Genomic DNA, 25,991 nt, shown 5'->3' with positions numbered 1-25,991 from the left:
AGGACGCGTCGTCACAACGATCCGCATCCGAGGCATGGATCGGCGGCGAAGAGGGCAGTATCGATGTGCGTTGAGGACGTGGCTTGCCGCAGGTGTTGAGAAAAACGAGGGTCTCCCAAAACCCGCACTGGACATCAGTGGGCCTAGTGGCTACACTGACCCTTTGCGCTGCCTGTTAGCTGCCTCCTGCCCGTCACCAGGGGCATGCCCATGCTTGAGCACCGTGGACCGAGTCTTCCCTGACCTGGGAATTCTGTCCCTGTGTCCAGCCTGGGACCGGTACGCGCGTAGTGAGTCCGAGCCCTCGGAAGGACCCCCTCTTGGCCGCCTCGCGCACTGCCTCGACCGCGAATACGAACAACGGCGCCAGCACCGCCCCGCTGCGCATCTCCTTTGCAAAGATCAAGGAGCCCCTCGAGGTTCCGAACCTTCTTGCGCTGCAGACCGAGAGCTTTGACTGGCTGCTCGGCAATGAAGCGTGGAAGGCTCGTGTCGAGGCGGCTCTGGACAGCGGACAGGACGTCCCCACCAAGTCCGGTCTGGAAGAGATCTTCGAGGAGATCTCTCCGATCGAGGACTTCTCTGGGTCGATGTCGCTGACGTTCCGCGACCACCGTTTTGAGCCTCCGAAGAACTCCATCGACGAGTGCAAGGAGCGCGACTTCACGTTCGCCGCCCCGCTCTTCGTCACGGCTGAGTTCACCAACAACGAGACCGGCGAGATCAAGTCGCAGACGGTCTTCATGGGCGACTTCCCGCTCATGACGAACAAGGGCACCTTCGTCATCAACGGCACCGAGCGTGTCGTCGTGTCGCAGCTGGTCCGTTCGCCCGGTGTTTACTTCGATTCCTCGATCGACAAGACGTCCGACAAGGACATCTTCTCCGCCAAGATCATCCCGTCCCGGGGTGCCTGGCTGGAGATGGAGATCGACAAGCGCGACATGGTCGGTGTGCGCATCGACCGCAAGCGCAAGCAGTCGGTCACCGTTCTGCTCAAGGCTCTCGGTTGGACGACCGAGCAGATCCTCGAGGAGTTCGGCGAGTACGAGTCCATGCGCGCCACCCTGGAGAAGGACCACACCCAGGGCCAGGACGACGCGCTGCTCGACATCTACCGCAAGCTGCGTCCGGGCGAGCCGCCGACCCGTGAGGCCGCCCAGACGCTTCTTGAGAACCTCTACTTCAACCCGAAGCGCTACGACCTCGCGAAGGTCGGCCGCTACAAGGTGAACAAGAAGCTGGGTGCGGACGCTCCGCTCGACGCGGGCATCCTCACGGTCGAGGACATCATCGCCTCGATCAAGTACCTGGTGAAGCTGCACGCCGGTGAGACCGAGACCGTTGGCGACAGCGGCACGTCGATCGTCGTCGAGACCGACGACATCGACCACTTCGGCAACCGTCGTCTGCGCAACGTCGGCGAGCTCATCCAGAACCAGGTCCGCACGGGTCTGGCTCGTATGGAGCGCGTCGTGCGTGAGCGCATGACGACTCAGGACGTCGAGGCGATCACGCCGCAGACCCTGATCAACATCCGGCCGGTCGTCGCCTCCATCAAGGAGTTCTTCGGCACCAGCCAGCTGTCGCAGTTCATGGACCAGAACAACCCGCTGTCGGGTCTCACCCACAAGCGCCGTCTGTCGGCGCTTGGCCCGGGTGGTCTCTCCCGTGAGCGGGCCGGCTTCGAGGTCCGTGACGTGCACCCGTCTCACTACGGCCGCATGTGCCCGATCGAGACCCCTGAAGGCCCGAACATCGGTCTGATCGGTTCGCTCGCCTCGTACGGCCGCGTCAACGCGTTCGGCTTCGTCGAGACGCCGTACCGCAAGGTCGTCGAGGGCGTCGTCACCGACGACGTCGACTACCTGACGGCCGACGAAGAAGACCGCTTCGTGATCGCCCAGGCCAACGCCGTGCTGGGTGAGGACATGCGCTTCACCGAGTCGCGCGTCCTGGTCCGCCGTCGTGGCGGCGAGATCGACTACATCCCCGGCGACGACGTCGACTACATGGACGTCTCGCCGCGCCAGATGGTGTCGGTCGCGACCGCGATGATCCCGTTCCTCGAGCACGACGACGCCAACCGTGCCCTCATGGGCGCGAACATGATGCGTCAGGCCGTGCCGCTGATCACCGCCGAGGCCCCCCTCGTCGGCACCGGCATGGAGTACCGCTGTGCGGTCGACGCCGGTGACGTGATCAAGGCCGAGAAGGCGGGTGTGGTCCAGGAGGTCTCCGCGGACTACGTCACGGTCACCAACGACGACGGCACGTACACCACGTACCGCATCGCCAAGTTCTCCCGGTCGAACCAGGGCACCTCCGTCAACCAGAAGGTTGTCGTCGACGAGGGCGCCCGCGTGATCGAGGGCCAGGTTCTGGCCGACGGTCCCGCGACCGAGGAAGGCGAGATGGCGCTGGGCAAGAACCTGCTCGTCGCCTTCATGCCCTGGGAAGGTCACAACTACGAGGACGCGATCATCCTGTCGCAGCGCCTCGTGCAGGACGACGTCCTCTCCTCGATCCACATCGAGGAGCACGAGGTCGACGCCCGTGACACCAAGCTCGGCCCGGAGGAGATCACCCGGGACATCCCGAACGTCTCCGAGGAGGTCCTCGCCGACCTCGACGAGCGCGGCATCATCCGTATCGGTGCCGAGGTCGTCGCCGGCGACATCCTCGTCGGCAAGGTCACGCCCAAGGGTGAGACCGAGCTGACGCCGGAGGAGCGCCTGCTCCGCGCGATCTTCGGTGAGAAGGCGCGCGAGGTGCGCGACACCTCGCTGAAGGTGCCGCACGGCGAGATCGGCAAGGTCATCGGCGTACGCGTCTTCGACCGTGAAGAGGGCGACGAGCTGCCGCCGGGCGTGAACCAGCTGGTTCGTGTCTACGTGGCGCAGAAGCGCAAGATCACGGACGGTGACAAGCTCGCCGGTCGGCACGGAAACAAGGGCGTCATCTCCAAGATCCTTCCGATCGAGGACATGCCCTTCCTTGAGGACGGCACGCCCGTCGACATCATCCTCAACCCGCTGGGTGTCCCGTCCCGAATGAACCCGGGTCAGGTCCTGGAGATCCACCTCGGCTGGCTCGCCAGCCAGGGCTGGGACGTCTCCGGTCTCAGCGAGGACTGGGCGCAGAGCCTGCAGCGCATCGGCGCCGACCAGGTCGACCCGCGGACGAACGTCGCGACTCCGGTCTTCGACGGCGCCCGCGAGGACGAGCTGTCCGGCCTCCTCGAGCACACCATCCCGAACCGCGACGGCGACCGCATGGTCCTCCCGTCCGGCAAGGCGCGGCTGTTCGACGGACGCTCCGGCGAGCCGTTCCCGGACCCGATCTCGATCGGGTACATGTACATCCTCAAGCTGCACCACCTGGTCGACGACAAGCTGCACGCCCGCTCGACCGGTCCGTACTCCATGATCACCCAGCAGCCGCTGGGTGGTAAGGCTCAGTTCGGTGGTCAGCGCTTCGGTGAGATGGAGGTGTGGGCGCTCGAGGCTTATGGCGCCGCGTACGCACTCCAGGAGCTGCTGACGATCAAGTCCGACGACGTGACCGGCCGCGTGAAGGTCTACGAGGCCATCGTCAAGGGCGAGAACATCCCCGAGCCCGGCATTCCTGAGTCCTTCAAGGTGCTCATCAAGGAAATGCAGTCCCTGTGCCTCAACGTGGAGGTGCTGTCCTCGGACGGCATGTCCATCGAGATGCGTGACACCGACGAGGACGTCTTCCGCGCTGCGGAAGAGCTCGGCATCGACCTGTCCCGGCGCGAGCCGAGCAGCGTCGAAGAGGTCTGACGGGTCTGGCCGGGACCTCCTCGTGAGGTCCCGGCCCTGCCCCGGACCCGTACAGACCATGATTGAGACACGACCCCGAAAGAGGGATTGACGACAAGTGCTCGACGTCAACTTCTTCGACGAGCTGCGGATCGGCCTTGCCACCGCGGACGACATCCGACAGTGGTCGCACGGCGAGGTCAAGAAGCCGGAGACCATCAACTACCGCACCCTGAAGCCCGAGAAGGACGGACTCTTCTGCGAGAAGATCTTCGGTCCGACCCGGGACTGGGAGTGCTACTGCGGTAAGTACAAGCGTGTCCGCTTCAAGGGCATCATCTGCGAGCGCTGCGGCGTCGAGGTCACTCGCGCCAAGGTGCGTCGTGAGCGGATGGGCCACATTGAGCTGGCCGCCCCTGTCACGCACATCTGGTACTTCAAGGGCGTTCCGTCGCGCCTCGGCTACCTGCTTGATCTCGCCCCGAAGGACCTCGAGAAGGTCATCTACTTCGCGGCGTACATGATCACGTTCGTGGACGAGGAGCGCCGTACGCGTGACCTGCCCTCCCTGGAGGCGCACGTCTCCGTGGAGCGTCAGCAGGTCGAGAACCGTCGCGACTCCGACCTGGAGGCCCGCGCCAAGAAGCTCGAGACCGACCTGGCCGAGCTCGAGGCCGAGGGCGCCAAGGCCGACGTACGCCGCAAGGTGCGCGAAGGTGCCGAGCGTGAGATGAAGCAGCTGCGTGACCGTGCGCAGCGCGAGATCGACCGTCTCGACGAGGTCTGGAACCGCTTCAAGAACCTCAAGGTCCAGGACCTGGAGGGTGACGAGCTGCTCTACCGCGAGCTGCGTGACCGCTTCGGCACGTACTTCGACGGTTCGATGGGTGCCGCTGCTCTGCAGAAGCGCCTTGAGTCGTTCGACCTGGATGAGGAAGCCGAGCGGCTTCGCGAGATCATCCGTACCGGCAAGGGTCAGAAGAAGACCCGTGCGCTCAAGCGCCTCAAGGTCGTCTCCGCGTTCCTGCAGACCAGCAACAGCCCCAAGGGCATGGTGCTCGACTGCGTGCCGGTCATCCCGCCGGACCTGCGTCCGATGGTGCAGCTGGACGGTGGCCGCTTCGCGACCTCCGACCTGAACGACCTGTACCGCCGTGTCATCAACCGCAACAACCGCCTGAAGCGGCTTCTCGACCTCGGTGCTCCCGAGATCATCGTGAACAACGAGAAGCGCATGCTCCAGGAGGCGGTCGACGCCCTCTTCGACAACGGCCGTCGTGGTCGCCCGGTCACGGGCCCCGGCAACCGTCCGCTGAAGTCCCTCAGCGACATGCTCAAGGGCAAGCAGGGTCGATTCCGTCAGAACCTTCTCGGTAAGCGTGTGGACTACTCCGCGCGTTCCGTGATCGTCGTCGGTCCGCAGCTGAAGCTGCACCAGTGTGGTCTCCCGAAGGCCATGGCACTGGAGCTCTTCAAGCCGTTCGTGATGAAGCGCCTGGTCGACTTGAACCACGCGCAGAACATCAAGTCGGCCAAGCGGATGGTCGAGCGCGGCCGCACGGTCGTGTACGACGTCCTGGAAGAGGTCATCGCCGAGCACCCGGTTCTCCTGAACCGTGCGCCCACGCTGCACCGCCTCGGCATCCAGGCCTTCGAGCCGCAGCTGGTCGAGGGCAAGGCCATTCAGATTCACCCGCTCGTCTGCACCGCGTTCAACGCGGACTTCGACGGTGACCAGATGGCCGTGCACCTGCCGCTCTCCGCGGAGGCGCAGGCCGAGGCCCGCATCCTGATGCTGTCCTCGAACAACATCCTCAAGCCGGCCGACGGCCGCCCGGTGACGATGCCGACGCAGGACATGGTCCTGGGTCTCTTCTTCCTCACCACGGACGAGGAAGAGCGCAAGGTCATCGGCGAGGGCCGGTCCTTCGGCTCCACGGCCGAGGCGATCATGGCGTTCGACGCCAAGGAGCTCTCGCTCCAGGCGAAGGTCGACATCCGCTTCCCGGTGGGCACCATCCCGCCGCGCGGCTGGACCCCGCCGGCCGTCGAGGAAGGGGAGCAGGAGTACCAGCAGGGCGACAGCTTCCGTCTCCGTACGACGCTGGGCCGTGCGCTCTTCAACGAGCTGCTGCCCGAGGACTACCCGTTCGTCGACTACTCGGTGGGCAAGAAGCAGCTCTCCGAGATCGTCAACGACCTGGCCGAGCGCTACCCCAAGGTCATCGTGGCGGCGACGCTCGACAACCTGAAGGCGGCGGGCTTCTTCTGGGCGACCCGTTCCGGTGTCACCGTGGCCATCTCCGACGTCGTGGTCCCCGAGGCCAAGAAGGCGATCGTCGCGGGCTACGAGGCGCAGGACGAGAAGGTCCAGAAGCAGTACGAGCGCGGTCTGATCACCAAGGACGAGCGCACGCAGGAGCTCATCGCGATCTGGACCAAGGCGACCAACGAGGTTGCCGAGGCGATGAACGCGAACTTCCCCAAGACGAACCCCATCTTCATGATGGTTGACTCGGGTGCCCGAGGAAACATGATGCAGATGCGTCAGATCGCCGGTATGCGTGGTCTGGTGTCGAACGCCAAGAACGAGACGATCCCGCGCCCGATCAAGGCCTCCTTCCGTGAGGGCCTGTCGGTGCTGGAGTACTTCATCTCGACTCACGGTGCTCGTAAGGGTCTTGCGGACACGGCTCTCCGTACCGCCGACTCCGGTTACCTCACCCGTCGTCTGGTCGACGTCTCGCAGGACGTCATCATTCGCGAGGAGGACTGTGGCACCGAGCGCGGTCTGAAGCTCAAGATCGCGGTCAAGGGCGAGGACGGTGTGCTCCGCAAGACGGAGAACGTCGAGACCTCGGTGTACGCCCGCATGCTGGCCGAGGACGTCGTCATCGACGGCAAGGTCATCGCGCCGGCCAACGTCGACCTCGGTGACGTCCTGATCGACGCCTTGGTCGCCAACGGCGTGGAGGAGGTCAAGACCCGCTCGGTCCTGACCTGTGAGTCCGCGGTCGGCACCTGTGCCTTCTGCTACGGCCGTTCGCTCGCCACCGGCAAGCTGGTCGACATCGGTGAGGCGGTCGGCATCATCGCCGCCCAGTCCATCGGTGAGCCCGGCACGCAGCTGACGATGCGTACCTTCCACACCGGTGGTGTGGCCGGTGACGACATCACCCAGGGTCTGCCCCGTGTCGTCGAGCTCTTCGAGGCTCGTACGCCCAAGGGTGTCGCCCCGATCTCCGAGGCCGCGGGCCGTGTCCGCATCGAGGAGACCGAGAAGACGAAGAAGCTCGTCGTCACCCCGGACGACGGCAGCGACGAGACGGCGTTCCCGATCTCGAAGCGTGCCAAGGTCCTGGTGCGCGAGGGTGACCACGTCGAGGTGGGCCAGAAGCTCACCTTCGGTGCCACCAACCCGCACGACGTGCTGCGGATCCTCGGTCAGCGCGCGGTCCAGGTCCACCTGGTCGGCGAGGTCCAGAAGGTCTACAACTCGCAGGGTGTGTCGATCCACGACAAGCACATCGAGATCATCATCCGGCAGATGCTGCGCCGCGTGACGATCATCGAGTCCGGCGACGCGGAGCTGCTGCCGGGCGAGCTCGTCGAGCGCTCGAAGTTCGAGACCGAGAACCGTCGAGTCGTGACGGAAGGCGGCCACCCGGCCTCCGGCCGTCCGCAGCTGATGGGTATCACCAAGGCCTCGCTGGCGACGGAGTCGTGGCTGTCCGCGGCTTCCTTCCAGGAGACGACCAGGGTCCTGACGGACGCGGCGATCAACGCCAAGTCCGACTCCCTGATCGGCCTCAAGGAGAACGTCATCATCGGTAAGCTCATCCCGGCCGGTACGGGTCTCTCCCGCTACCGCAACATCCGGGTGGAGCCGACCGAAGAGGCCAAGGCTGCGATGTACTCGGCCGTCGGCTACGACGACATCGACTACTCGCCGTTCGGCACGGGCTCCGGCCAGGCTGTTCCGCTGGAGGACTACGACTACGGGCCTTACAACCAGTAGGCGTGGCTCCTCTTGAGCGAGTTGGTCGCTTGAGTTGAGTTGAAGGGCGGTCACCCTGCGGGGTGGCCGCCCTTCGGCGTTTCCCGACCGGGCCCGTCACAGGTACGGGCGTAGACGGTGGATGCGGGTCGGGTAGTCGGGGTGCGTGGAGAGCAGCTGGTCCAGCAGCCTGGGCGCGGCGAGCCTGTGCCCGGAGGCGGCCATGGTCTGCCGTTTGGCTTCGGTCTCGGTCGCGTACATGGCCTGCAGCACCTGGGCCAGCATGGGGGCGAATCCGAGCGCGGCGGCGTGCTGGTCCGCGCGGAGCTCGGCCCGCCGACCGACGGCGGCGATCAGATACGGAGTGACGAGCAGCAGCAGCGGCAGCCCGTACAGGCGAGTGATGGTGGTGTAGCTGATGATGCAGATCACGAACACCAGCGCTGCTGTCGCCACCCAGGAGAAGTAGCCGGCGAACGCCAGGGCGTAGGCGACGATCAGTCGGATCGCGTACCAGGCCGCACGCCCCGGCAGCGCGTACCAGTAGCCGAGCAGTGAGACCCAGACGTGGCCACCGGTGTGATGGCCCAGCTCATGGGCGAGTACGGCGGCGAGCTGCGAGCTCGACAGCCGGTCGAGTGCGTACCGGGTGACCCCGACGATGTGACCGCCGGCGGCATAGGCGTTGAGGTCGTCGCTGTCCTCGACCCAGAGTTCGTACGCCCGGCCGTCGACGCCCGCGCGTGCGGTCACCTCGCGCCAGACGGGAGCGAGACGCGCGTACTCCTCGGGCATCGGACGCTGCAGCCGCAGCAGATACCGGGCGAAGAAGTCTTCCGTGGGGCGGTGGAAGACCATGGCCCCGGACAGCAGCCAGACCAGCGGCAGTATCCAGAACGGAATGCCCAGCCAGGCATCCAGACCGCCGGATATCAGGAGCAGGACCAACAGGCTCATGAGCGTGCCGGGCAGATGCAGGACGAGCCCGCCGAAGGCCGTGGCGTCGAGCCCGCGCTGATGGGCGGTGAAGTGGAGACGGCCGCCGCGGTGCCGGTAGTCCAGGTCGTCAGGGGCAGGCCTGTCGTCGTCAGGGGGTTCGGGCTGTTGTGGGGAGTGTGGTCGGGCCATGGTCAGCCTCCGGGAGAGGGGCAGTCAGCCGATGAGGAGGGATACGGGGAGCAGCACCGCGGCGATGGTGAAGGCGAACAGGCCCGTGCGCACCCACTGGTGCTTGCGCTGGGCGATACGGCTGGTCGTGGACAGGGCCGCGATCGCGTCGGCCGTCGGATCGAGCTCGGTGTCGGCCAGCGCTTCTGCCAACTGGCCGCTGCGTGCGGCCCGTTGGATGTCGCCGAAGTACGACAAGGGGGCGCCCGGTGTCCATTTGCTCGTGCCGTAGCGCGGCACAACGGCCATGAGGAGCGCGAGCAGCGTCAGGGCGAGTGCGAGAACCCCCGCCCACCACGTCGAACTGGCGGGCATGGAGAGGGAGGCGGGCGTCCACTCGCGTCGGGCGAGCAGACCGCTGAAGACGCCCGCCATCACGCCGAGTGCCGCCACCAGCACCGCGGCCTTGGCATCCGCGCGGGCGATCTCGGCGCGCAGATCGGTGAGGAGGCGTTCGGCCGTCCTGGCTCCGGGCGCGGCGTCGGGCGGCAGGAGCGCGTGAGCGCGGGCGCCGGTCACGGGGCGAGGCCTTCGCTCTCTTGCTCGTCGCCGTCGCGCTGTGGTGGCGGCGCGCTCGGTGAGCTGCCGTAGCCCGGGGGCGGTTGCCAGCCGGGGAAGGTGCCGGTCTCCTCTGCGGGTGCGGGTGCGGGTGCGGGTGCGGGTGCGGGTGCGGGTGCGGGTGCGGGTAAGGGGGCCTGGTCTGCCGCTGCTTCCGTGCCCGGCTCCTCGTTCGAGTGCGCCGGCTGCGGGGTGTCTTGAGGCGGGTCTGCCCGGGTGAGCCGTGACTCCGGCGGCGCGGGCGCCGTCGCCGGCTGCGATGGGGACTGGTCCCGGGAGATTCCCGGTATGTGCTGGCTGAAGATCTCGTACATGAAGTCCAGGGCCCGTCGCTTGGGCCCTTCCAGCTCGTAGTCCTCCGCGCTGTCGCCGCTGAGGAGTTCCCTCGCCAGCTCCACCTCGGCGAGGATCAGGCGGAGTTGGTCCTCGCGCATGCTGTCGACGACGAGCCGTGAATCCTGTGGGTTCCTGGCCAGATGCATGGCCCAGGCCACCACACCCCCCTGCTCCAGATACCCCTGGTAGAACGCGATCTTCTCGGCCTCGAGCTGCCGGAGCTCCGCCTCGTGGCGGGCCCGCAACTGGTCCTGCTCCTGCTGCCAGGCCTGCCGCTGGAGCGCGAGCTCGTGGTCCAGCCGTCCGTACTCCGTGGCCCGCCCCGCCTGGAGCGCGTCCTGCCGACGGGTCCGCCGGTCGAGCTCGATGTCGTACGCCACGCCCTGCTGCTCGGTGCGTATCTGCTCGGCGGCGTTGTGGTCGATGGACTGGAGCCGCCGCTGGTGGTCGATGTTCTGCTGGTCGCGGCGCAGCCGCAGAGTCCAGAGCACCTGCAGGCCCGCGGCCGTGCCGAGCGGTGCCTGGCCGGAGAGCGCGTGCAGCAGCTGTCGCTCGGCGCGTGCGCTGTCGTGGATGGCGAACCGGCGCGTGAGGGGGCGAGCGGCCTGCTGCAGTTCGCCGAGAAGCAGGGCCGGTACGTTCCGGTGGCCGCTCCTGACGAAGTCGGCGGGGGCGACGACCTGCCACGACAGGTCGACCGCGGCGATGAACTCGAAGGCGTCGTTGTCGCTGGGCAGGGGGATCTCGGCCTGGTGCGGGTGGACGCCCATGTCCACCTCGTACACCGATGTGTAGCGTTTCGCCGCCACCTCGCCGCGGCTCGGGCGCAGGGGCGGCAGATAGGCCTCGTACCCGCCCCTGGAGGTGGAGAAGACCAGGGCGTGGTCGATCCGGGTCAGCGACTTGCGGGCGAATCCGAACCGCGAGAGCTGCCGAACGGTGATGACGGGATCGATCAGGGACGTGTGCCGGTCGGCTGATTGATCCCAGTCCGGCGGCCGGCGGAAGTCGGGCATGGCGTCTCCTTCAGGGGTTCGGTCCGTGGCTCAGCGACGGTTCGGCAGCACGGTCAGCAGGCGGGTCGCGACGTCAGGCGGGGCGGCGCCGTCCTCGCCGCGCACGGTGCGCAGGAGGTGACTCAGGCGCTGGTGTTCGGAGGCCGTGGTGACCAGGGCCGGGAGCAGGCCGGCAAGCGCCCACTCCGTCGCCGGGTCGTGGTCGGCGGCGCGTACCCAGTCACCCAGCTCCTCCAGCGCGGCCCTCGTGTGTCTGCGATCGTCGAGCGCCGAACGCCAGAGCCGTGCGATCCCGCCGGCCGCGCGGCCTCCGTCGGCCGCCGATGTCGCGTACCAGTCGAGGACCAGTGGCCGTCCGTTGCGCGCGTCCTCCTTCCGTCGCGCGCACGCGCTGAGAAAGCCGCGCAGGGCGAGATCGTGAACGGCCCGGTCCTGGTCGAGTCGGTGCAGCAGTTCGGAGAGGACCTGCTCGCCGGCCGGTGAGAGCAGCAGCAGCTCCACGGACTGCGCGAGCTGCTTCACCATGACCTCGTCGATGTCTTCCTCGTCGCCGTCCTCGTCGAGGAGGGGTTCGTACTCCTTGCGGACGGCGCTCCGCAGGGCGGCGAGGGTCTGTGCCGGCCGCTCCGCGCCGATCAGGCCGTACGCGCGGATGGCCACCCAGCGCATCGCCGGATCCTCGCTCTCGCACCAGGAGTCGAGGATGCTCGGAATGTTGGGCGCCTCCAGGAGGTGCGCGAGCGTCAGTGAGTTGACCGCGACGAGGCGGTGGCGGAACAGGTGGGACGCCGCCCATGGCTCGATGATCAGAGCCATGGTGGAGGGCAGATCCGCGTACGCGAGGACGGCGACGGTGGACGCCGCGCGGGTGCGCACCAGGGGCCTTCCGTCACCGGCGAGCCGTTGGAGCCAGTGGACGAGCGCGGGCCTCGCCGAGGGGTGCCCGGTCCACACCTCGCGCAGCAGGACCAGCGAGACCCGGTTGTCGAGGAAAGCGGCCTTGGACTGTGTGACCGGCCCCCACTCCGTGTTCTCTTCCTCCAGATACCCCTGGGCGCGGGCGAGTTGGAGACGCTTGCCGATGTGGGTGCCGAAGACGGGGACCTGTGGCTGCAGAGCCGAGTCCGCGGTGTCCTGCAGGAAGGCGTAGAGCAGATCGCTCAGTTCGGCCGTGAGTGCGTAGGGGCCGCCGTCGAAGGCGGCCAGAGCGATGAGGAACGCCTTGTCCCGTAGCGGAATCAGCTCCTCGTTCTCGTCGAACCACTCCTGGACCTGGCTTTCCAGGGTGAACAGCGAGAAGGTTCCGACGGCCTCTTCGGTGACCTCGCCGTCCGCGTACCGCTTGAGGTGCTTCGCGAAGGACGCCACTTCGCGCAGCTGGTGCTCGCGCTCCAGGAACGTCGAGACAGCGGGCAGCGCAAGCAGCCGGTCGGTGGTCGCCTCGCCGGTGAGCTCCAGCAGGTGCCTTTTCAGTACGTCGGCGGGGCTCGGCGGCTTCCATTCGACGGCGGAGATGTCCTCCAGGGCGGCCATCGGCCCGACGGTGATGACCAAGTACGCGTCGTCCTCGGCGAGTTGATCGCGCGCGGCGAGAAGATGCGGTTCCCGCAGCGGCTGGTCGCGGCGCGTGGTCAGGTCGCACAGCACGTACCCCTTGGCCGAGTGCTGGCCGTCACTGAGCTGCTGGACGAGCTGCGCGGGTGTGGTGTCGCGGACGAGGGAGCGGATCGGGGAGACGCCCAGACGGCGGAGCAGCATCAGCGCGGCGGTTCGGCGCCCGGTGAAGTGCGGACCGGAAAGCACGATGACCCGCTCCGTGCGCAGCCGCGACAGAAGGCTCTCGAAGCGGGACTCGTCGGTCACGAAGTACGGGGCGAGGCGGTCCAGTGTCGACGCCGGCACTTCGCCGGAGCCGTGGCTCGTGGTGGAGACCCCGGAGACCCCGGAGACCCCGGAGACCCCGGAGACCCCGAAGTGGTAGACCTCCGTCTTGCTGCCCATGATGACGTCGCCGGCGACCAGACCGCCGCTCACGCCGTGCTGATCACCCGCGACCAGGCTGCCGCCGAAGCGCGCGTTGTCACCGACGCCCATCGCCTTGGGGCTGTGGTCGACCAGGTCCCTGCGGGCGGACCACGCGTCCTGCGGCTGGTCGTGTTCTTCCTGCTTGTCCTCTGCCTCAGTGGCCTCGGGGCCTGTCTGCTGCGGGTTGTCGGCGGCGTCCTTGTCGCCCGCCTGCTGCCGTGGGCCGGCTGTTCCCTGGCGGGGGCCCGGCTCGCCCGCGCTCACTCCCGCTCACCGCGCCTGGCGGCGCCGCCGCCTCCGAGGTGCACGTCTCCGTAGACCGTGCCGTTTCCGGATACGCCGTGCTGGTCGCCGGCCACGTAGCTGCCGCCGAAAGAGGCATTGCTGAGATCGACGGGGCCCGGAGGTGTGGCCCGGGTGCCTGCCGCGGGGGTCGACGCCGCGCCCTCCTCCGGCCTGCTCGTCACGTCGGGGCTCTGCATGCCCTTCGGCGTGGGTCCGTGCAGCCAGGCCTGCAGTGGCCCGTTCTTGCTCCGCACCGTGATGGCGTGGAACTCGTCCCTGGGAACACCCGGGTAGTCGTGCTGGACGATCCCGTGGTGCACGCTCTGCGAGACGCACAGGACGAAGTCGTCCGGGCGTTCCCGCAGAGCCAGGCGCAGCACGTCGGCGTCGAGCAGCCGGCAGGCATGGTTGAGGTCGGCCCCCACCCAGCCGTCGAGATCGTCGACGGCGACGTATCCGGTGGCGAGTACGGCCCGCAACCTGATCTGCGCGGACTTCGAAGCCATCCGGTTCACGGCGCGCAGCTCCGTGGGTGCCTCGGTCAGCAGGGCCCGCAGAAGCGCTGTCACCGACGCACTTGCGTCGATCAGCTCCATCACCGAGTCGCCTCGGTCGGCACGCAGCCGCCGGGTCTCGTCGATGCCCGAGCTCTCCAGGACGCGGTCGGCGATGTTGTAGAGCATGCGCCGCAGGTACGCCTGCTCGACGTTGTCGCGGTCGCTGTACTTCTCGATGTCGAGCAGAAGGATCGTCCGGCTCACGGGGTCGGTCATGGCCACCTCTCGAGTGGGGAGTCGTGCCAGGCAGAAGCAGCTTGGCGACGACGGGACCCCGGCCGTGAGGGCAGATGACGCACTCGAACTGTGACCGTGTGCACAGAACCGCGCTGCCGACGCGGAACGCCGAGAGGTGTCAGAGGTCCGGGTGCTCGGCGTGTGCGATCCGGCGCAGGATGTCCGGCCGAACGATCAGCAGCGCCCTGCGCCCGGTCACCACCACATCGCGTGTGCGCAGCTCCTTCAGGAGGCGCTGGACCATTTCCCGGGACGCGCCGACGGAGCCCGCGAGTTCCTGCTTGCTCAGGGGTACGGAGAGCTCTATGCCCTCGTCGGTACGGCGCCCATGGGTGCGGGCCAGGTCGAGCAGCAGAACGGCGAACCGCTCCCGCACGTTCATCGAGGCGAACTCGAGGCGCCGCCGGTCGGCGGCGCGGGTTCGGTCGGACGTGAGGCCCAGCAGGGCGAACGAAACGGCGGGGGAGTGGGCGAGGAAATCGGTGAAGGCCTCGCGCTCCACTGCCAGGGCATGGACTTCCTCAAGAGCCGTCACGGTCGCCGACCGCGGTCGGCCGGTCAGCGCGGCGGACTCACCGATGATGTCGCCGGGACCCCGCAGGGCGAGCAGGGCCTCGTACCCGTTGGGTGCGGCAGCGGTCACCTTGGACCAGCCCTGCACGATCAATAGGACGTGAGACGACGGCTCGCGTTCGTGCAGGAGCGCGACGCGCGGCCCGAAGCGCAGTTCGTGCCCCAGGTTCAGCAGCGCGGAGCGGTCCTCTCGCTCCAGCCTCGCGAGGAAGGGCACCTGGTCGTCCAGGCCTCCGCCTGGTAATCGCGCTCCCGCCATAGGCCCTCCTTGATCGTCACTCAACGGACAGATCAAGGTACTGACTGTGCGCATGACATCAAACGAGTACGTGTGGAGTGCCAGGACGGGCTGAAACACTTGGGGGCGCTTCGGGAGCATGAGGAGGGCGCTCCACCGTCACATCAGGGGCGAAAAGCCCGGCGTGTCGTGGTGGACTGCATTTGTTTTGACCGAACCCGATGAGGTAGGTACGCTCAGACCTTGTGCCTGGGGTGTGCCTGGGCTCGTGCGCGTGTCTTCAACCGCAGTGCGAGTCCGAGAACGGCCACCGTAATCTGCGCTCCTTTCCGTCTTGCGGCGGGAGTCTGCAGCATTCGACACACCCGACCGCGTGGGTCGGCGACGTTCCAGGTTAGCTTTACTATTCGGCACACAGAAACCGGAGAAGTAGTGCCTACGATCCAGCAGCTGGTCCGGAAGGGCCGGCAGGACAAGGTCGAGAAGAACAAGACGCCCGCACTTGAGGGTTCGCCTCAGCGCCGTGGCGTCTGCACGCGTGTGTTCACGACCACCCCGAAGAAGCCGAACTCGGCCCTCCGTAAGGTCGCGCGTGTGCGTCTGACCTCCGGGATCGAGGTCACGGCCTACATTCCGGGTGAGGGACACAACCTGCAGGAGCACTCCATCGTGCTCGTGCGTGGTGGCCGTGTGAAGGACCTGCCGGGTGTTCGTTACAAGATCATCCGCGGCTCCCTTGACACCCAGGGCGTCAAGAACCGCAAGCAGGCCCGCAGCCGCTACGGCGCCAAGAAGGAGAAGTAAGAATGCCTCGTAAGGGCCCCGCCCCGAAGCGCCCGGTCATCATCGACCCGGTCTACGGTTCTCCTCTGGTGACCTCCCTCATCAACAAGGTGCTGCTGAACGGCAAGCGCTCCACCGCCGAGCGCATCGTGTACGGCGCCATGGAGGGCCTGCGCGAGAAGACCGGCAACGACCCGGTCATCACGCTCAAGCGCGCGCTCGAGAACATCAAGCCGACCCTCGAGGTCAAGTCCCGCCGCGTCGGTGGCGCCACCTACCAGGTGCCGATCGAGGTCAAGCCCGGTCGCGCCAACACGCTGGCCCTGCGCTGGCTGGTGGGTTACTCCCGCGCCCGTCGCGAGAAGACCATGACCGAGCGTCTGCTCAACGAGCTCCTCGACGCCTCCAACGGCCTTGGTGCCGCTGTGAAGAAGCGCGAGGACACCCACAAGATGGCCGAGTCCAACAAGGCCTTCGCGCACTACCGCTGGTAGTCGCTACCCACATCGAGACCGAGAGAAGACTGAGCCGATATGGCTACCACTTCACTTGACCTGGCCAAGGTGCGCAACATCGGCATCATGGCCCACATCGACGCGGGCAAGACGACGACCACCGAGCGGATCCTGTTCTACACCGGTGTCTCGTACAAGATCGGTGAGGTTCACGACGGTGCCGCCACGATGGACTGGATGGAGCAGGAGCAGGAGCGTGGCATCACGATCACCTCTGCTGCCACCACCTGTCACTGGCCGCTGAACGATGTCGACCACACCATCAACATCATTGACACCCCCGGGCACGTCGACTTCACGGTCGAGGTGGAGCGTTCGCTCCGCGTGCTCGACGGTGCTGTCACGGTGTTCGACGGCGTCGCCGGTGTTGAGCCCCAGTCCGAGACCGTGTGGCGTCAGGCGGACCGCTACGGCGTCCCGCGTATCTGCTTCGTCAACAAGCTCGACCGTACGGGTGCCGAGTTCCACCGCTGCGTCGACATGATCGTCGACCGCCTCGGTGCGACCCCCATCGTCATGCAGCTGCCCATCGGCGCAGAGGCTGACTTCAAGGGTGTCGTCGACCTCGTCACGATGAAGGCCTTCGTCTGGTCCGCAGAGACCAAGATGGGCGAGGCGTACGACATCGTCGACATCCCGGACACGCACACCGAGGCTGCCGAGGAGTACCGCGGCAAGCTGCTCGAGGCTGTCGCCGAGAACGACGAGCAGATGATGGAGCTGTACCTCGAGGGCCAGGAGCCCACCGAGGAGCAGCTGTACGCGGCGATCCGTCGCATCACCATCGCCTCCGGCAAGGGCGGCGACACCACCGTCACCCCCGTGTTCTGCGGCACCGCGTTCAAGAACAAGGGCGTTCAGCCCCTGCTCGACGCGGTCGTGCGTTACCTCCCGTCGCCCCTGGACGTCGAGGCCATCGAGGGCCACGACGTCAAGGACCCCGAGGTCGTCGTCAAGCGCAAGCCTTCGGACGAGGAGCCGCTTTCGGCTCTCGCGTTCAAGATCGCGTCCGACCCGCACCTCGGCAAGCTCACCTTCGTCCGGATCTACTCCGGTCGCCTGGAGGCCGGCACCGCGGTGCTGAACTCCGTCAAGGGCAAGAAGGAGCGCATCGGCAAGATCTACCGCATGCACGCGAACAAGCGTGAGGAGATCGACTCGGTGGGCGCCGGCGACATCGTCGCCGTCATGGGCCTGAAGCAGACCACCACCGGTGAGACGCTGTGTGACGACAAGAAGCCGGTCATCCTGGAGTCCATGGACTTCCCGGCGCCGGTCATCCAGGTCGCCATCGAGCCCAAGTCCAAGGGTGACCAGGAGAAGCTGGGTGTAGCCATCCAGCGTCTCTCGGAGGAGGACCCCTCCTTCCAGGTCCACTCGGACGAGGAGACCGGCCAGACCATCATCGGTGGTATGGGCGAGCTTCACCTCGAGGTGCTCGTCGACCGCATGAAGCGCGAATTCCGCGTCGAGGCGAACGTCGGCAAGCCCCAGGTCGCGTACCGCGAGACGATCCGTCGGGCCGTCGAGCGCGTGGACTACACCCACAAGAAGCAGACCGGTGGTACCGGTCAGTTCGCCAAGGTGCAGATCGCGATCGAGCCCATCGAGGGCGGCGAGGCGTCGTACGAGTTCGTGAACAAGGTCACCGGTGGCCGTATCCCGCGGGAGTACATCCCGTCGGTGGACGCCGGTGCGCAGGAGGCCATGCAGTTCGGCATCCTGGCGGGCTACGAGATGACTGGTGTTCGCATCACGCTTCTCGACGGCGCCTACCACGAGGTCGACTCCTCCGAGCTGGCGTTCAAGATCGCCGGTTCGCAGGCCTTCAAGGAGGCCGCGCGTCAGGCCAAGCCCGTGCTGCTCGAGCCGATGATGGCCGTCGAGGTCACCACGCCCGAGGACTACATGGGCGATGTCATCGGTGACATCAACTCCCGCCGTGGCCAGATCCAGGCCATGGAGGAGCGCAGCGGCGCTCGCGTCGTGAAGGGCCTCGTGCCCCTCTCGGAGATGTTCGGCTACGTCGGAGACCTCCGCAGCAAGACGTCGGGTCGCGCAAGCTACTCAATGCAGTTCGACTCCTACGCCGAGGTTCCGCGGAACGTCGCCGAGGAGATCATCGCGAAGGCCAAGGGCGAGTAACTCACCCGAGTTCACGCTTTAGGCTTGACTCCGGAGTCTCCGGGGCATTCCGGCCCTCTTCGGGCCGGGTGTCCCGGGCCCCGGGCATCCCAGCAAAGATCACCTGGCGCCGATGAAGCAAGGCGTACAGAACCACTCCACAGGAGGACCCAGTGGCGAAGGCGAAGTTCGAGCGGACTAAGCCGCACGTCAACATCGGCACCATCGGTCACATTGACCACGGTAAGACGACCCTCACGGCCGCCATTACCAAGGTGCTGCACGACGCGTACCCCGAGCTGAACGAGGCCTCGGCCTTCGACCAGATCGACAAGGCTCCCGAGGAGCGCCAGCGCGGTATCACGATCTCGATCGCGCACGTCGAGTACCAGACGGAGACCCGTCACTACGCCCACGTCGACTGCCCCGGTCACGCGGACTACATCAAGAACATGATCACGGGTGCCGCGCAGATGGACGGCGCCATCCTCGTGGTCGCCGCCACCGACGGCCCGATGCCGCAGACCAAGGAGCACGTGCTCCTGGCCCGCCAGGTCGGCGTTCCGTACATCGTCGTCGCCCTGAACAAGGCCGACATGGTGGACGACGAGGAGATCCTGGAGCTCGTCGAGCTCGAGGTCCGTGAGCTCCTCTCCGAGTACGAGTTCCCGGGCGACGACCTGCCGGTCGTCAAGGTCTCGGCGCTCAAGGCGCTCGAGGGCGACAAGGAGTGGGGTGAGTCCGTCCTCAACCTGATGAAGGCTGTCGACGAGTCCATCCCGGAGCCCGAGCGTGACGTCGACAAGCCGTTCCTGATGCCGATCGAGGACGTCTTCACGATCACCGGTCGTGGCACCGTCGTCACCGGTCGTATCGAGCGTGGTGTCCTCAAGGTCAACGAGACCGTCGACATCATCGGCATCAAGACCGAGAAGACCACCACCACGGTCACCGGCATCGAGATGTTCCGCAAGCTGCTCGACGAGGGCCAGGCCGGTGAGAACGTCGGTCTGCTCCTCCGTGGCATCAAGCGCGAGGACGTCGAGCGCGGCCAGGTCATCATCAAGCCCGGTTCGGTCACGCCGCACACCGAGTTCGAGGCCCAGGCCTACATCCTGTCGAAGGACGAGGGTGGCCGTCACACCCCCTTCTTCAACAACTACCGCCCGCAGTTCTACTTCCGCACCACGGACGTGACCGGCGTCGTGACCCTCCCCGAGGGCACCGAGATGGTCATGCCGGGCGACAACACTGAGATGACCGTTGAGCTCATCCAGCCCGTCGCGATGGAAGAGGGCCTGAAGTTCGCCATCCGTGAGGGTGGCCGGACCGTCGGCGCCGGCCAGGTCACCAAGATCAACAAGTAAGCTCGCTTGCTTGAAGATCGGGGAGGCCCGGTCGCTCTGAACTGAGCGCAGCGAAGAGCCCCGTTCACCTTCGGGTGGGCGGGGCTCTTTGCGTGGGCTCTTTGCGTACGCGATTCAGGCCGTGGCAGCTTGACAGTTCGGCTCGATTGGCCTTCGGCATCCCACGTGTGGCACACTGTCCAGGTTGCTCGGTTGAGTGCCGATGCTGCGCGCCTCCCGCCGGGAGGACCGGAAGCGAGTCCCACAGTACTCGTCGCCCCATCTGCCGTAAGGCAGCGCTGGAGCGGACGTACGGGAATCTTCTGGGAAGTGCAGTGCGGAGGCTCAGCCAGGCGCCCGGTGGGTTTCTTCCCCCGGACCCGCGGTCATCTGGGCCGCAGCCCCTAGCAGGGAAATCCTTCGGGAAATCTCCGTGAGCGGGACTGCGACACGCCCGACCGCGTGGGTCGGAGGAAGTAGAAAAAAGGGCCTTCCGGGAGCCAGAGCGTTCGAGACAAAGGACTACCAAGTAGCCATGGCGGGACAGAAGATCCGCATCCGGCTCAAGGCCTACGACCACGAGGTCATCGACTCTTCGGCGAAGAAGATCGTCGAGACGGTGACTCGCACTGGTGCGTCGGTCGCGGGCCCGGTGCCGCTGCCCACTGAGAAGAACGTGTACTGCGTCATCAAGTCGCCGCACAAGTACAAGGACTCGCGCGAGCACTTCGAGATGCGCACGCACAAGCGCCTGATCGACATCCTCGACCCGACGCCCAAGACCGTTGACTCGCTGATGCGCCTGGACCTTCCGGCCGGCGTTGACATCGAGATCAAGCTCTGAAGGGCGCGGAGAAGATGACCAAGCAGATCAAGGGCATCCTGGGCGAGAAGCTCGGCATGACCCAGGTCTGGGACGAGAACAACCGCATCGTCCCGGTGACCGTGGTCAAGGCCGGGCCCTGCGTCGTTACCCAGGTCCGTACGAATGACAGCGACGGCTACGAGTCGGTCCAGATCGCCTTCGGCGAGATCGACCCGCGCAAGGTGAACAAGCCCCTCAAGGGTCACTTCGCCAAGGCCGACGTGACCCCCCGTCGCCACCTCGTCGAGATCCGTACCGCTGGTGCCAGCGAGTACACCCTCGGCCAGGAGCTGACTGCCGAGACGTTCGAGGCCGGTATCAAGGTCGACGTCACCGGCAAGAGCAAGGGCAAGGGCTTCGCCGGTGTCATGAAGCGTCACAACTTCGCCGGTGGCAAGGCATCGCACGGTGCCCACCGTGTGCACCGCAAGCCCGGTTCCATCGGTGGCTGCGCCACGCCTGGCCGTGTTTTCAAGGGTCAGCGCATGGCGGGTCGCATGGGCAACGAGCGGGTCACCACCCAGAACCTGACCGTCCACGCCGTTGACGCGGAGAAGGGTCTGCTGCTCATCAAGGGCGCGATTCCTGGTCCGAACGGCGGCCTCGTCCTGGTCCGTACCGCGGCCAAGGGGGCCTGAGGTAACCCATGAGCACCATTGACATCCTTTCGCCGGCAGGCGACAAGACCGGGACGGTCGAGCTCCCCGCGGAGATCTTCGACGTCGAGAAGATCAGCATCCCGCTGATCCACCAGGTCGTCGTCGCCCAGCTGGCCGCTGCCCGTCAGGGCACGCACAAGACCAAGCGCCGTGGCGAAGTCCGCGGTGGTGGCAAGAAGCCTTACCGCCAGAAGGGCACCGGCCGCGCGCGCCAGGGTTCGACCCGTGCGCCGCAGTTCGCCGGCGGTGGCGTCGTCCACGGCCCGCAGCCGCGTGACTACTCGCAGCGGACCCCGAAGAAGATGAAGGCCGCGGCCCTGCGCCACGCCCTCACCGACCGGGCCCGCAACGCTCGCATCCACGTTGTCACCAACGTGGTCGAGGGCGAGATCTCCACCAAGGCCGCGAAGACGCTGCTCGGCAAGGTCAGCGAGCGCAAGAACGTGCTCCTGGTCATCGACCGTGCGGACGAGACTTCGCTGCTCTCCGCCCGCAACCTGCCCCAGGTGCACATCCTGGAGCCGGGCCAGCTGAACACGTACGACGTGCTCGTCTCGGACGACGTGGTCTTCACCAAGGCCGCCTTCGAGTCCTTCGTGTCTGGCCCCAAGGCCAATGAGACCGAAGGGAGCGAAGCCTGATGGCTATTCGTCACCAGAGCATCGCGTCCAAGGCTGCGAAGGCCGCCAAGGCCGCGCGTGTCGCCAAGGCGAAGCGCATCGCGACCGAGGGCAAGATCGCTGTTGAGCCCACCCCGCTGAGCAAGTCCTTCTCGGACCCGCGCGACGTCCTCGTCAAGCCGGTCGTCTCCGAGAAGTCGTACGCGCTGCTCGACGAGGGCAAGTACACGTTCATCGTGGCCCCTGGCTCCAACAAGACCCAGATCAAGCAGGCCGTCGAGGCGGTCTTCTCGGTCAAGGTCACCGGAGTCAACACGATCAACCGTCAGGGCAAGCGGAAGCGTACGCGCACCGGTTTCGGCAAGCGTGCCGACACCAAGCGCGCCATCGTGACCCTCGCTGAGGGCGACCGTATCGACATCTTCGGCCAGGCCTCCTAACGGAGCGCCCGGTCCGAATATCGGACGAGGACTGAGAAATGGGAATCCGCAAGTACAAGCCGACTACGCCGGGCCGTCGTGGCTCCAGCGTCGCCGACTTCGTCGAGGTAACGCGGTCCACGCCGGAGAAGTCGCTGGTTCGCCCGCTGCACAGCAAGGGCGGCCGTAACAACGCCGGTCGGATCACCGTTCGCCACCAGGGTGGCGGACACAAGCGCGCCTACCGAGTGATCGACTTCCGTCGTCACGACAAGGACGGCGTGCCGGCGAAGGTCGCGCACATCGAGTACGACCCGAACCGCACTGCGCGCATCGCGCTCCTGCACTACGCCGATGGCGAGAAGCGCTACATCCTGGCCCCGCGTGGTCTGGGACAGGGTGCCCGGGTTGAGAACGGCCCTGGCGCCGACATCAAGCCCGGCAACAACATGGCGCTGCGCAACATCCCCGTCGGTACGACGATCCACGCCATCGAGCTGCGGCCCGGCGGCGGCGCGAAGTTCGCCCGCTCCGCGGGTGCCTCCGTGCAGCTGCTCGCGAAGGAGGGCTCCATGGCCCACCTCCGCATGCCGTCTGGTGAGATCCGCCTGGTCGACGTCCGCTGCCGCGCCACCATCGGCGAGGTCGGCAACGCCGAGCAGTCGAACATCAACTGGGGCAAGGCCGGCCGCATGCGTTGGAAGGGCGTCCGCCCGACCGTGCGTGGTGTCGTGATGAACCCGGTTGACCACCCGCACGGTGGTGGTGAAGGCAAGACCTCCGGTGGTCGTCACCCGGTCTCGCCGTGGGGCAAGAAGGAGGGTCGTACTCGTGATCGCAACAAGGCGAGCAACAAGTACATCGTCCGCCGCCGCAAGTCGAACAAGAAGCGCTAGGAGCGGGTTTAGATGCCGCGCAGTCTCAAGAAGGGACCCTTCGTTGACGGCCACCTCGTAAAGAAGGTGGACGCTCAGAACGAAGCCGGTACCAAGAACGTCATCAAGACCTGGTCCCGTCGCTCGATGATCATCCCGGCCATGCTGGGACACACGATCGCGGTGCACAACGGCAAGACCCACATCCCGGTGTTCGTCACCGAGGCGATGGTCGGCCACAAGCTCGGCGAGTTCTCGCCGACTCGCACCTTCCGCGGCCACGTCAAGGACGACCGGAAGTCGAAGCGCCGCTAGCGCGGGGTGGAACGACTATGACTTACACCGAAGGGACAACCATGGAAGCCAGGGCCCAGGCGCGGTACATCCGCGTCACGCCCATGAAGGCCCGCCGCGTGGTGGACCTCATCCGTGGCATGGATGCCACGGAGGCTCAGGCGGTCCTGCGTTTCGCCCCGCAGGCCGCGAGCGTGCCGGTTGGCAAGGTGCTGGACAGCGCCATTGCCAACGCTGCACACAACTACGACCACTCGGACGCCTCTTCGCTGTTCATCAGCGAGGCGTTTGTGGACGAGGGTCCGACCCTGAAGCGGTTCCGTCCGCGTGCTCAGGGCCGTGCCTACCGGATCCGTAAGCGGACCAGCCACATCACCGTGGTCGTCAGCAGCAAGGAAGGAACCCGGTAATGGGCCAGAAGGTAAACCCGCACGGGTTCCGGCTCGGCATCACCACGGACTTCAAGTCCCGGTGGTACGCCGACAAGCTGTACAAGGACTACGTCAAGGAAGACGTCGCCATCCGTCGGATGATGACGTCCGGCATGGAGCGCGCCGGCATCTCGAAGGTTGAGATCGAGCGCACCCGTGACCGCGTGCGTGTGGACATCCACACCGCACGTCCCGGCATCGTCATCGGCCGCCGTGGCGCCGAGGCCGACCGCATCCGCGGTGACCTCGAGAAGCTCACGGGCAAGCAGGTCCAGCTGAACATCCTCGAGGTCAAGAACCCCGAGGTCGACGCTCAGCTCGTGGCCCAGGCCGTGGCGGAGCAGCTGTCCTCCCGCGTCTCCTTCCGTCGTGCCATGCGTAAGAGCATGCAGTCGTCGATGAAGGCCGGCGCCAAGGGCATCAAGATCCAGTGTGGTGGCCGTCTCGGCGGCGCCGAGATGTCCCGCTCGGAGTTCTACCGCGAGGGCCGTGTGCCCCTGCACACGCTCCGTGCGAACGTCGACTACGGCTTCTTCGAGGCCAAGACGACCTTCGGCCGTATCGGCGTGAAGGTCTGGATCTACAAGGGCGACGTCAAGAACATCGCCGAGGTCCGCGCCGAGAACGCCGCGGCCCGTGCGGGTAACCGCCCGGCCCGTGGTGGCGGCAACGACCGCCCGGCCCGTGGTGGCCGTGGTGGCGAGCGTGGCGGCCGCGGCCGCAAGCCGCAGCAGCAGTCCGCGCCGGCTGCCGAGGCCCCCAAGGCCGAGGCTCCCGCCGCAGCTGCCGCTCCGGCTGAGAGCACCGGAACGGAGGCCTGACCGACATGCTGATCCCTCGTAGGGTCAAGCACCGCAAGCAGCACCACCCCAAGCGCAGCGGTATGTCCAAGGGTGGTACGCAGGTTGCGTTCGGCGAGTACGGCATTCAGGCCCTCACTCCGGCGTACGTGACCAACCGCCAGATCGAGGCGGCTCGTATCGCGATGACCCGCCACATCAAGCGTGGCGGCAAGGTCTGGATCAACATCTACCCGGACCGCCCGCTGACGAAGAAGCCCGCCGAGACCCGCATGGGTTCCGGTAAGGGTTCCCCCGAGTGGTGGGTCGCGAACGTCAAGCCCGGACGGGTGATGTTCGAGCTGTCCTACCCGAATGAGAAGACTGCGCGTGAGGCGCTTACCCGCGCTGCTCACAAGCTTCCGATGAAGTGCCGGATTGTTCGGCGCGAGGCAGGTGAGTCGTGATGTCGGCCGGTACCAAGGCGTCCGAGCTGCGCGAACTGGGCAACGAGGAGCTCCTCAACAAGCTCCGCGAGGCCAAGGAAGAGCTGTTCAACCTCCGTTTCCAGGCGGCGACCGGTCAGCTCGAGAACCACGGTCGGCTGAAGGCCGTCCGTAAGGACATCGCGCGGATCTACACCCTGATGCGTGAGCGCGAGCTGGGCATCGAGACGGTGGAGAGCGCCTGATGAGCGAGAGCAACGTGACTGAGACCAAGACTGACCGCGGTTTCCGCAAGACCCGTGAGGGTCTGGTCGTCAGCGACAAGATGGACAAGACCGTCGTCGTCGCTGTCGAGGACCGCGTCAAGCACGCGCTGTACGGCAAGGTCATCCGCCGTACGAACAAGCTCAAGGCGCACGACGAGCAGAACGCTGCCGGCGTCGGCGACCGCGTCCTCCTGATGGAGACGCGTCCGCTGTCGGCGACCAAGCGCTGGCGCATCGTCGAGATCCTCGAGAAGGCCAAGTAATTCTCTGAGGGATTTTCCTCAGAGTTCGTTCCGCCAGGCTCGGTGGGGGCCAAGTCCCGCAAGGGATGAAGCCCCCGCCGGGAACCGGCAGACAAACAGGAGATAGACGTGATCCAGCAGGAGTCGCGACTTCGCGTCGCCGACAACACGGGTGCGAAGGAAATTCTCACCATTCGTGTTCTCGGTGGCTCGGGTCGCCGCTACGCGGGCATCGGTGACGTCATCGTCGCCACCGTCAAGGACGCGATCCCCGGTGGCAACGTGAAGAAGGGTGACGTCGTCAAGGCGGTCATCGTTCGCACCGTCAAGGAGCGCCGCCGTCCCGACGGCTCGTACATCCGCTTCGACGAGAACGCCGCCGTCATTCTGAAGAACGACGGCGACCCTCGCGGCACCCGTATCTTCGGCCCGGTGGGCCGTGAGCTGCGCGAGAAGAAGTTCATGAAGATCATCTCGCTCGCGCCGGAGGTGCTGTAAGCATGAAGATCAAGAAGGGCGACCTGGTCCAGGTCATTAAATGTAATGACAATGG

At 66.4% G+C, this 25,991-nt stretch carries 24 protein-coding genes; 18 read left to right on the top strand and 6 right to left on the bottom strand.

Translation table 11 applies throughout. The features are described 5' to 3' along the window. Positions 1-320 precede the first annotated feature (320 nt). Both rpoB and ACFWY6_RS14430 read left to right on the top strand, forming a co-directional pair. Positions 321-3,806 (top strand): DNA-directed RNA polymerase subunit beta, encoded by a 3,486-nt coding sequence (rpoB, locus tag ACFWY6_RS14435; RefSeq protein ID WP_361812440.1) that lies wholly within the window; start codon positions 321-323, stop codon positions 3,804-3,806. A gap of 97 nt (positions 3,807-3,903) precedes the next feature. Next, positions 3,904-7,803: a DNA-directed RNA polymerase subunit beta' gene (locus tag ACFWY6_RS14430; protein WP_360768494.1), complete on the top strand. Its 3,900-nt coding sequence runs from the start codon at positions 3,904-3,906 to the stop codon at positions 7,801-7,803. Between the two features lie 96 nt (positions 7,804-7,899). Here ACFWY6_RS14430 and ACFWY6_RS14425 read toward each other — a convergent pair whose 3' ends face one another. The 6 genes from ACFWY6_RS14425 to ACFWY6_RS14400 all read right to left on the bottom strand — a co-directional run bounded on the left by ACFWY6_RS14425 (position 7,900) and on the right by ACFWY6_RS14400 (position 14,795). Continuing rightward, positions 7,900-8,910, bottom strand: coding sequence for a M48 family metalloprotease (locus ACFWY6_RS14425; protein ID WP_384689274.1), 1,011 nt, complete (start codon positions 8,908-8,910; stop codon positions 7,900-7,902). 24 nt (positions 8,911-8,934) lie between these two features. Next, positions 8,935-9,468: a Pycsar system effector family protein gene (locus ACFWY6_RS14420; protein WP_384689271.1), complete on the bottom strand. Its 534-nt coding sequence runs from the start codon at positions 9,466-9,468 to the stop codon at positions 8,935-8,937. Continuing rightward, a complete protein-coding gene (locus ACFWY6_RS14415; protein ID WP_384689268.1) occupies positions 9,465-10,859 on the bottom strand; it encodes a hypothetical protein in 1,395 nt (464 codons plus the stop codon). The genes ACFWY6_RS14420 and ACFWY6_RS14415 overlap by 4 nt, the downstream gene beginning before the upstream one ends. A 30-nt stretch (positions 10,860-10,889) precedes the next feature. Continuing rightward, complete coding sequence (locus ACFWY6_RS14410; RefSeq protein WP_384689265.1) at positions 10,890-13,148, bottom strand: hypothetical protein; 2,259 nt, start codon at positions 13,146-13,148, stop codon at positions 10,890-10,892. Further along, a complete protein-coding gene (locus ACFWY6_RS14405; RefSeq protein WP_384689262.1) occupies positions 13,145-13,942 on the bottom strand; it encodes a hypothetical protein in 798 nt (265 codons plus the stop codon). Before ACFWY6_RS14405 ends, ACFWY6_RS14410 begins: the two co-directional genes overlap by 4 nt. Positions 13,943-14,081: 139 nt before the next feature. After that, on the bottom strand, positions 14,082-14,795 hold the full coding sequence (locus ACFWY6_RS14400; RefSeq protein WP_384689259.1) for a Crp/Fnr family transcriptional regulator: 714 nt from the start codon (positions 14,793-14,795) through the stop codon (positions 14,082-14,084). 411 nt (positions 14,796-15,206) lie between these two features. On the opposite strand from ACFWY6_RS14400, the gene rpsL reads away from it, so the two are divergent. From rpsL to rplN, 16 genes are all read left to right on the top strand, one after another. Next, positions 15,207-15,578 carry a 30S ribosomal protein S12 gene (gene rpsL, locus ACFWY6_RS14395; protein WP_003948652.1) on the top strand — a complete coding sequence of 124 codons (372 nt, stop codon included), beginning with the start codon at positions 15,207-15,209 and terminating at the stop codon, positions 15,576-15,578. A gap of 2 nt (positions 15,579-15,580) precedes the next feature. Continuing rightward, positions 15,581-16,051 (top strand): 30S ribosomal protein S7, encoded by a 471-nt coding sequence (rpsG, locus tag ACFWY6_RS14390; RefSeq protein WP_003974303.1) that lies wholly within the window; start codon positions 15,581-15,583, stop codon positions 16,049-16,051. Between the two features lie 39 nt (positions 16,052-16,090). After that, positions 16,091-18,217: an elongation factor G gene (gene fusA, locus ACFWY6_RS14385; RefSeq protein WP_266863167.1), complete on the top strand. Its 2,127-nt coding sequence runs from the start codon at positions 16,091-16,093 to the stop codon at positions 18,215-18,217. A 152-nt stretch (positions 18,218-18,369) separates the two neighbouring features. Next, entirely contained in the window at positions 18,370-19,563 is a 1,194-nt protein-coding gene (tuf, locus tag ACFWY6_RS14380; RefSeq protein ID WP_360768512.1) for an elongation factor Tu, read from the top strand. Between the two features lie 514 nt (positions 19,564-20,077). Then, positions 20,078-20,386 (top strand): 30S ribosomal protein S10, encoded by a 309-nt coding sequence (rpsJ, locus tag ACFWY6_RS14375; protein WP_003948644.1) that lies wholly within the window; start codon positions 20,078-20,080, stop codon positions 20,384-20,386. 14 nt (positions 20,387-20,400) lie between these two features. Then, positions 20,401-21,045 (top strand): 50S ribosomal protein L3, encoded by a 645-nt coding sequence (gene rplC / locus ACFWY6_RS14370; protein ID WP_266869976.1) that lies wholly within the window; start codon positions 20,401-20,403, stop codon positions 21,043-21,045. An 8-nt stretch (positions 21,046-21,053) separates the two neighbouring features. Further along, positions 21,054-21,707: a 50S ribosomal protein L4 gene (gene rplD / locus ACFWY6_RS14365; RefSeq protein WP_266869978.1), complete on the top strand. Its 654-nt coding sequence runs from the start codon at positions 21,054-21,056 to the stop codon at positions 21,705-21,707. Continuing rightward, positions 21,707-22,126, top strand: a complete 420-nt coding sequence (rplW, locus tag ACFWY6_RS14360) for a 50S ribosomal protein L23 (RefSeq protein ID WP_055553493.1) — start codon at positions 21,707-21,709, stop codon at positions 22,124-22,126. Before rplD ends, rplW begins: the two co-directional genes overlap by 1 nt. Positions 22,127-22,164: 38 nt before the next feature. Beyond that, entirely contained in the window at positions 22,165-23,001 is an 837-nt protein-coding gene (gene rplB, locus ACFWY6_RS14355; RefSeq protein ID WP_135332553.1) for a 50S ribosomal protein L2, read from the top strand. 12 nt (positions 23,002-23,013) lie between these two features. Next, complete coding sequence (gene rpsS, locus ACFWY6_RS14350; protein WP_360768516.1) at positions 23,014-23,295, top strand: 30S ribosomal protein S19; 282 nt, start codon at positions 23,014-23,016, stop codon at positions 23,293-23,295. Between the two features lie 41 nt (positions 23,296-23,336). Beyond that, entirely contained in the window at positions 23,337-23,684 is a 348-nt protein-coding gene (gene rplV / locus ACFWY6_RS14345) for a 50S ribosomal protein L22 (RefSeq protein WP_135332555.1), read from the top strand. Then, positions 23,684-24,526 (top strand): 30S ribosomal protein S3, encoded by an 843-nt coding sequence (gene rpsC, locus ACFWY6_RS14340; RefSeq protein ID WP_135332556.1) that lies wholly within the window; start codon positions 23,684-23,686, stop codon positions 24,524-24,526. Before rplV ends, rpsC begins: the two co-directional genes overlap by 1 nt. 5 nt (positions 24,527-24,531) lie before the next feature. Then, complete coding sequence (gene rplP, locus ACFWY6_RS14335) at positions 24,532-24,951, top strand: 50S ribosomal protein L16 (protein WP_135332557.1); 420 nt, start codon at positions 24,532-24,534, stop codon at positions 24,949-24,951. Further along, positions 24,951-25,175, top strand: a complete 225-nt coding sequence (gene rpmC / locus ACFWY6_RS14330; RefSeq protein WP_010036720.1) for a 50S ribosomal protein L29 — start codon at positions 24,951-24,953, stop codon at positions 25,173-25,175. Before rplP ends, rpmC begins: the two co-directional genes overlap by 1 nt. After that, positions 25,175-25,459, top strand: a complete 285-nt coding sequence (gene rpsQ / locus ACFWY6_RS14325; protein WP_055564830.1) for a 30S ribosomal protein S17 — start codon at positions 25,175-25,177, stop codon at positions 25,457-25,459. Before rpmC ends, rpsQ begins: the two co-directional genes overlap by 1 nt. A 108-nt stretch (positions 25,460-25,567) precedes the next feature. Continuing rightward, a complete protein-coding gene (rplN, locus tag ACFWY6_RS14320; RefSeq protein WP_003974257.1) occupies positions 25,568-25,936 on the top strand; it encodes a 50S ribosomal protein L14 in 369 nt (122 codons plus the stop codon). The last annotated feature ends 55 nt before the right edge of the window (positions 25,937-25,991 follow it).

Origin of the sequence: Streptomyces sp. NPDC059037, assembly GCF_042740015.1 — a bacterium.
GTDB lineage: Bacteria > Actinomycetota > Actinomycetes > Streptomycetales > Streptomycetaceae > Streptomyces.
This window is presented reverse-complemented; position numbering and strand designations above follow the sequence as displayed.

What these genes read in the sequence shown, in the direction of transcription:
- ACFWY6_RS14425 (WP_384689274.1), bottom strand. Translation starts at nt 8,910, where the DNA reads ATGGCCCGACCACACTCCCCACAACAGCCCGAACCCCCTGACGACGAC.
- ACFWY6_RS14415 (WP_384689268.1), bottom strand. Translation starts at nt 10,859, where the DNA reads ATGCCCGACTTCCGCCGGCCGCCGGACTGGGATCAATCAGCCGACCGG.
- ACFWY6_RS14405 (WP_384689262.1), bottom strand. Translation starts at nt 13,942, where the DNA reads ATGACCGACCCCGTGAGCCGGACGATCCTTCTGCTCGACATCGAGAAG.
- ACFWY6_RS14400 (WP_384689259.1), bottom strand. Translation starts at nt 14,795, where the DNA reads ATGGCGGGAGCGCGATTACCAGGCGGAGGCCTGGACGACCAGGTGCCC.
- rpsG (WP_003974303.1), top strand. Translation starts at nt 15,581, where the DNA reads ATGCCTCGTAAGGGCCCCGCCCCGAAGCGCCCGGTCATCATCGACCCG.
- fusA (WP_266863167.1), top strand. Translation starts at nt 16,091, where the DNA reads ATGGCTACCACTTCACTTGACCTGGCCAAGGTGCGCAACATCGGCATC.
- rpsJ (WP_003948644.1), top strand. Translation starts at nt 20,078, where the DNA reads ATGGCGGGACAGAAGATCCGCATCCGGCTCAAGGCCTACGACCACGAG.
- rplC (WP_266869976.1), top strand. Translation starts at nt 20,401, where the DNA reads ATGACCAAGCAGATCAAGGGCATCCTGGGCGAGAAGCTCGGCATGACC.
- rplD (WP_266869978.1), top strand. Translation starts at nt 21,054, where the DNA reads ATGAGCACCATTGACATCCTTTCGCCGGCAGGCGACAAGACCGGGACG.
- rplW (WP_055553493.1), top strand. Translation starts at nt 21,707, where the DNA reads ATGGCTATTCGTCACCAGAGCATCGCGTCCAAGGCTGCGAAGGCCGCC.
- rplB (WP_135332553.1), top strand. Translation starts at nt 22,165, where the DNA reads ATGGGAATCCGCAAGTACAAGCCGACTACGCCGGGCCGTCGTGGCTCC.
- rpsS (WP_360768516.1), top strand. Translation starts at nt 23,014, where the DNA reads ATGCCGCGCAGTCTCAAGAAGGGACCCTTCGTTGACGGCCACCTCGTA.
- rplV (WP_135332555.1), top strand. Translation starts at nt 23,337, where the DNA reads ATGGAAGCCAGGGCCCAGGCGCGGTACATCCGCGTCACGCCCATGAAG.
- rpsC (WP_135332556.1), top strand. Translation starts at nt 23,684, where the DNA reads ATGGGCCAGAAGGTAAACCCGCACGGGTTCCGGCTCGGCATCACCACG.
- rplP (WP_135332557.1), top strand. Translation starts at nt 24,532, where the DNA reads ATGCTGATCCCTCGTAGGGTCAAGCACCGCAAGCAGCACCACCCCAAG.
- rpmC (WP_010036720.1), top strand. Translation starts at nt 24,951, where the DNA reads ATGTCGGCCGGTACCAAGGCGTCCGAGCTGCGCGAACTGGGCAACGAG.
- rpsQ (WP_055564830.1), top strand. Translation starts at nt 25,175, where the DNA reads ATGAGCGAGAGCAACGTGACTGAGACCAAGACTGACCGCGGTTTCCGC.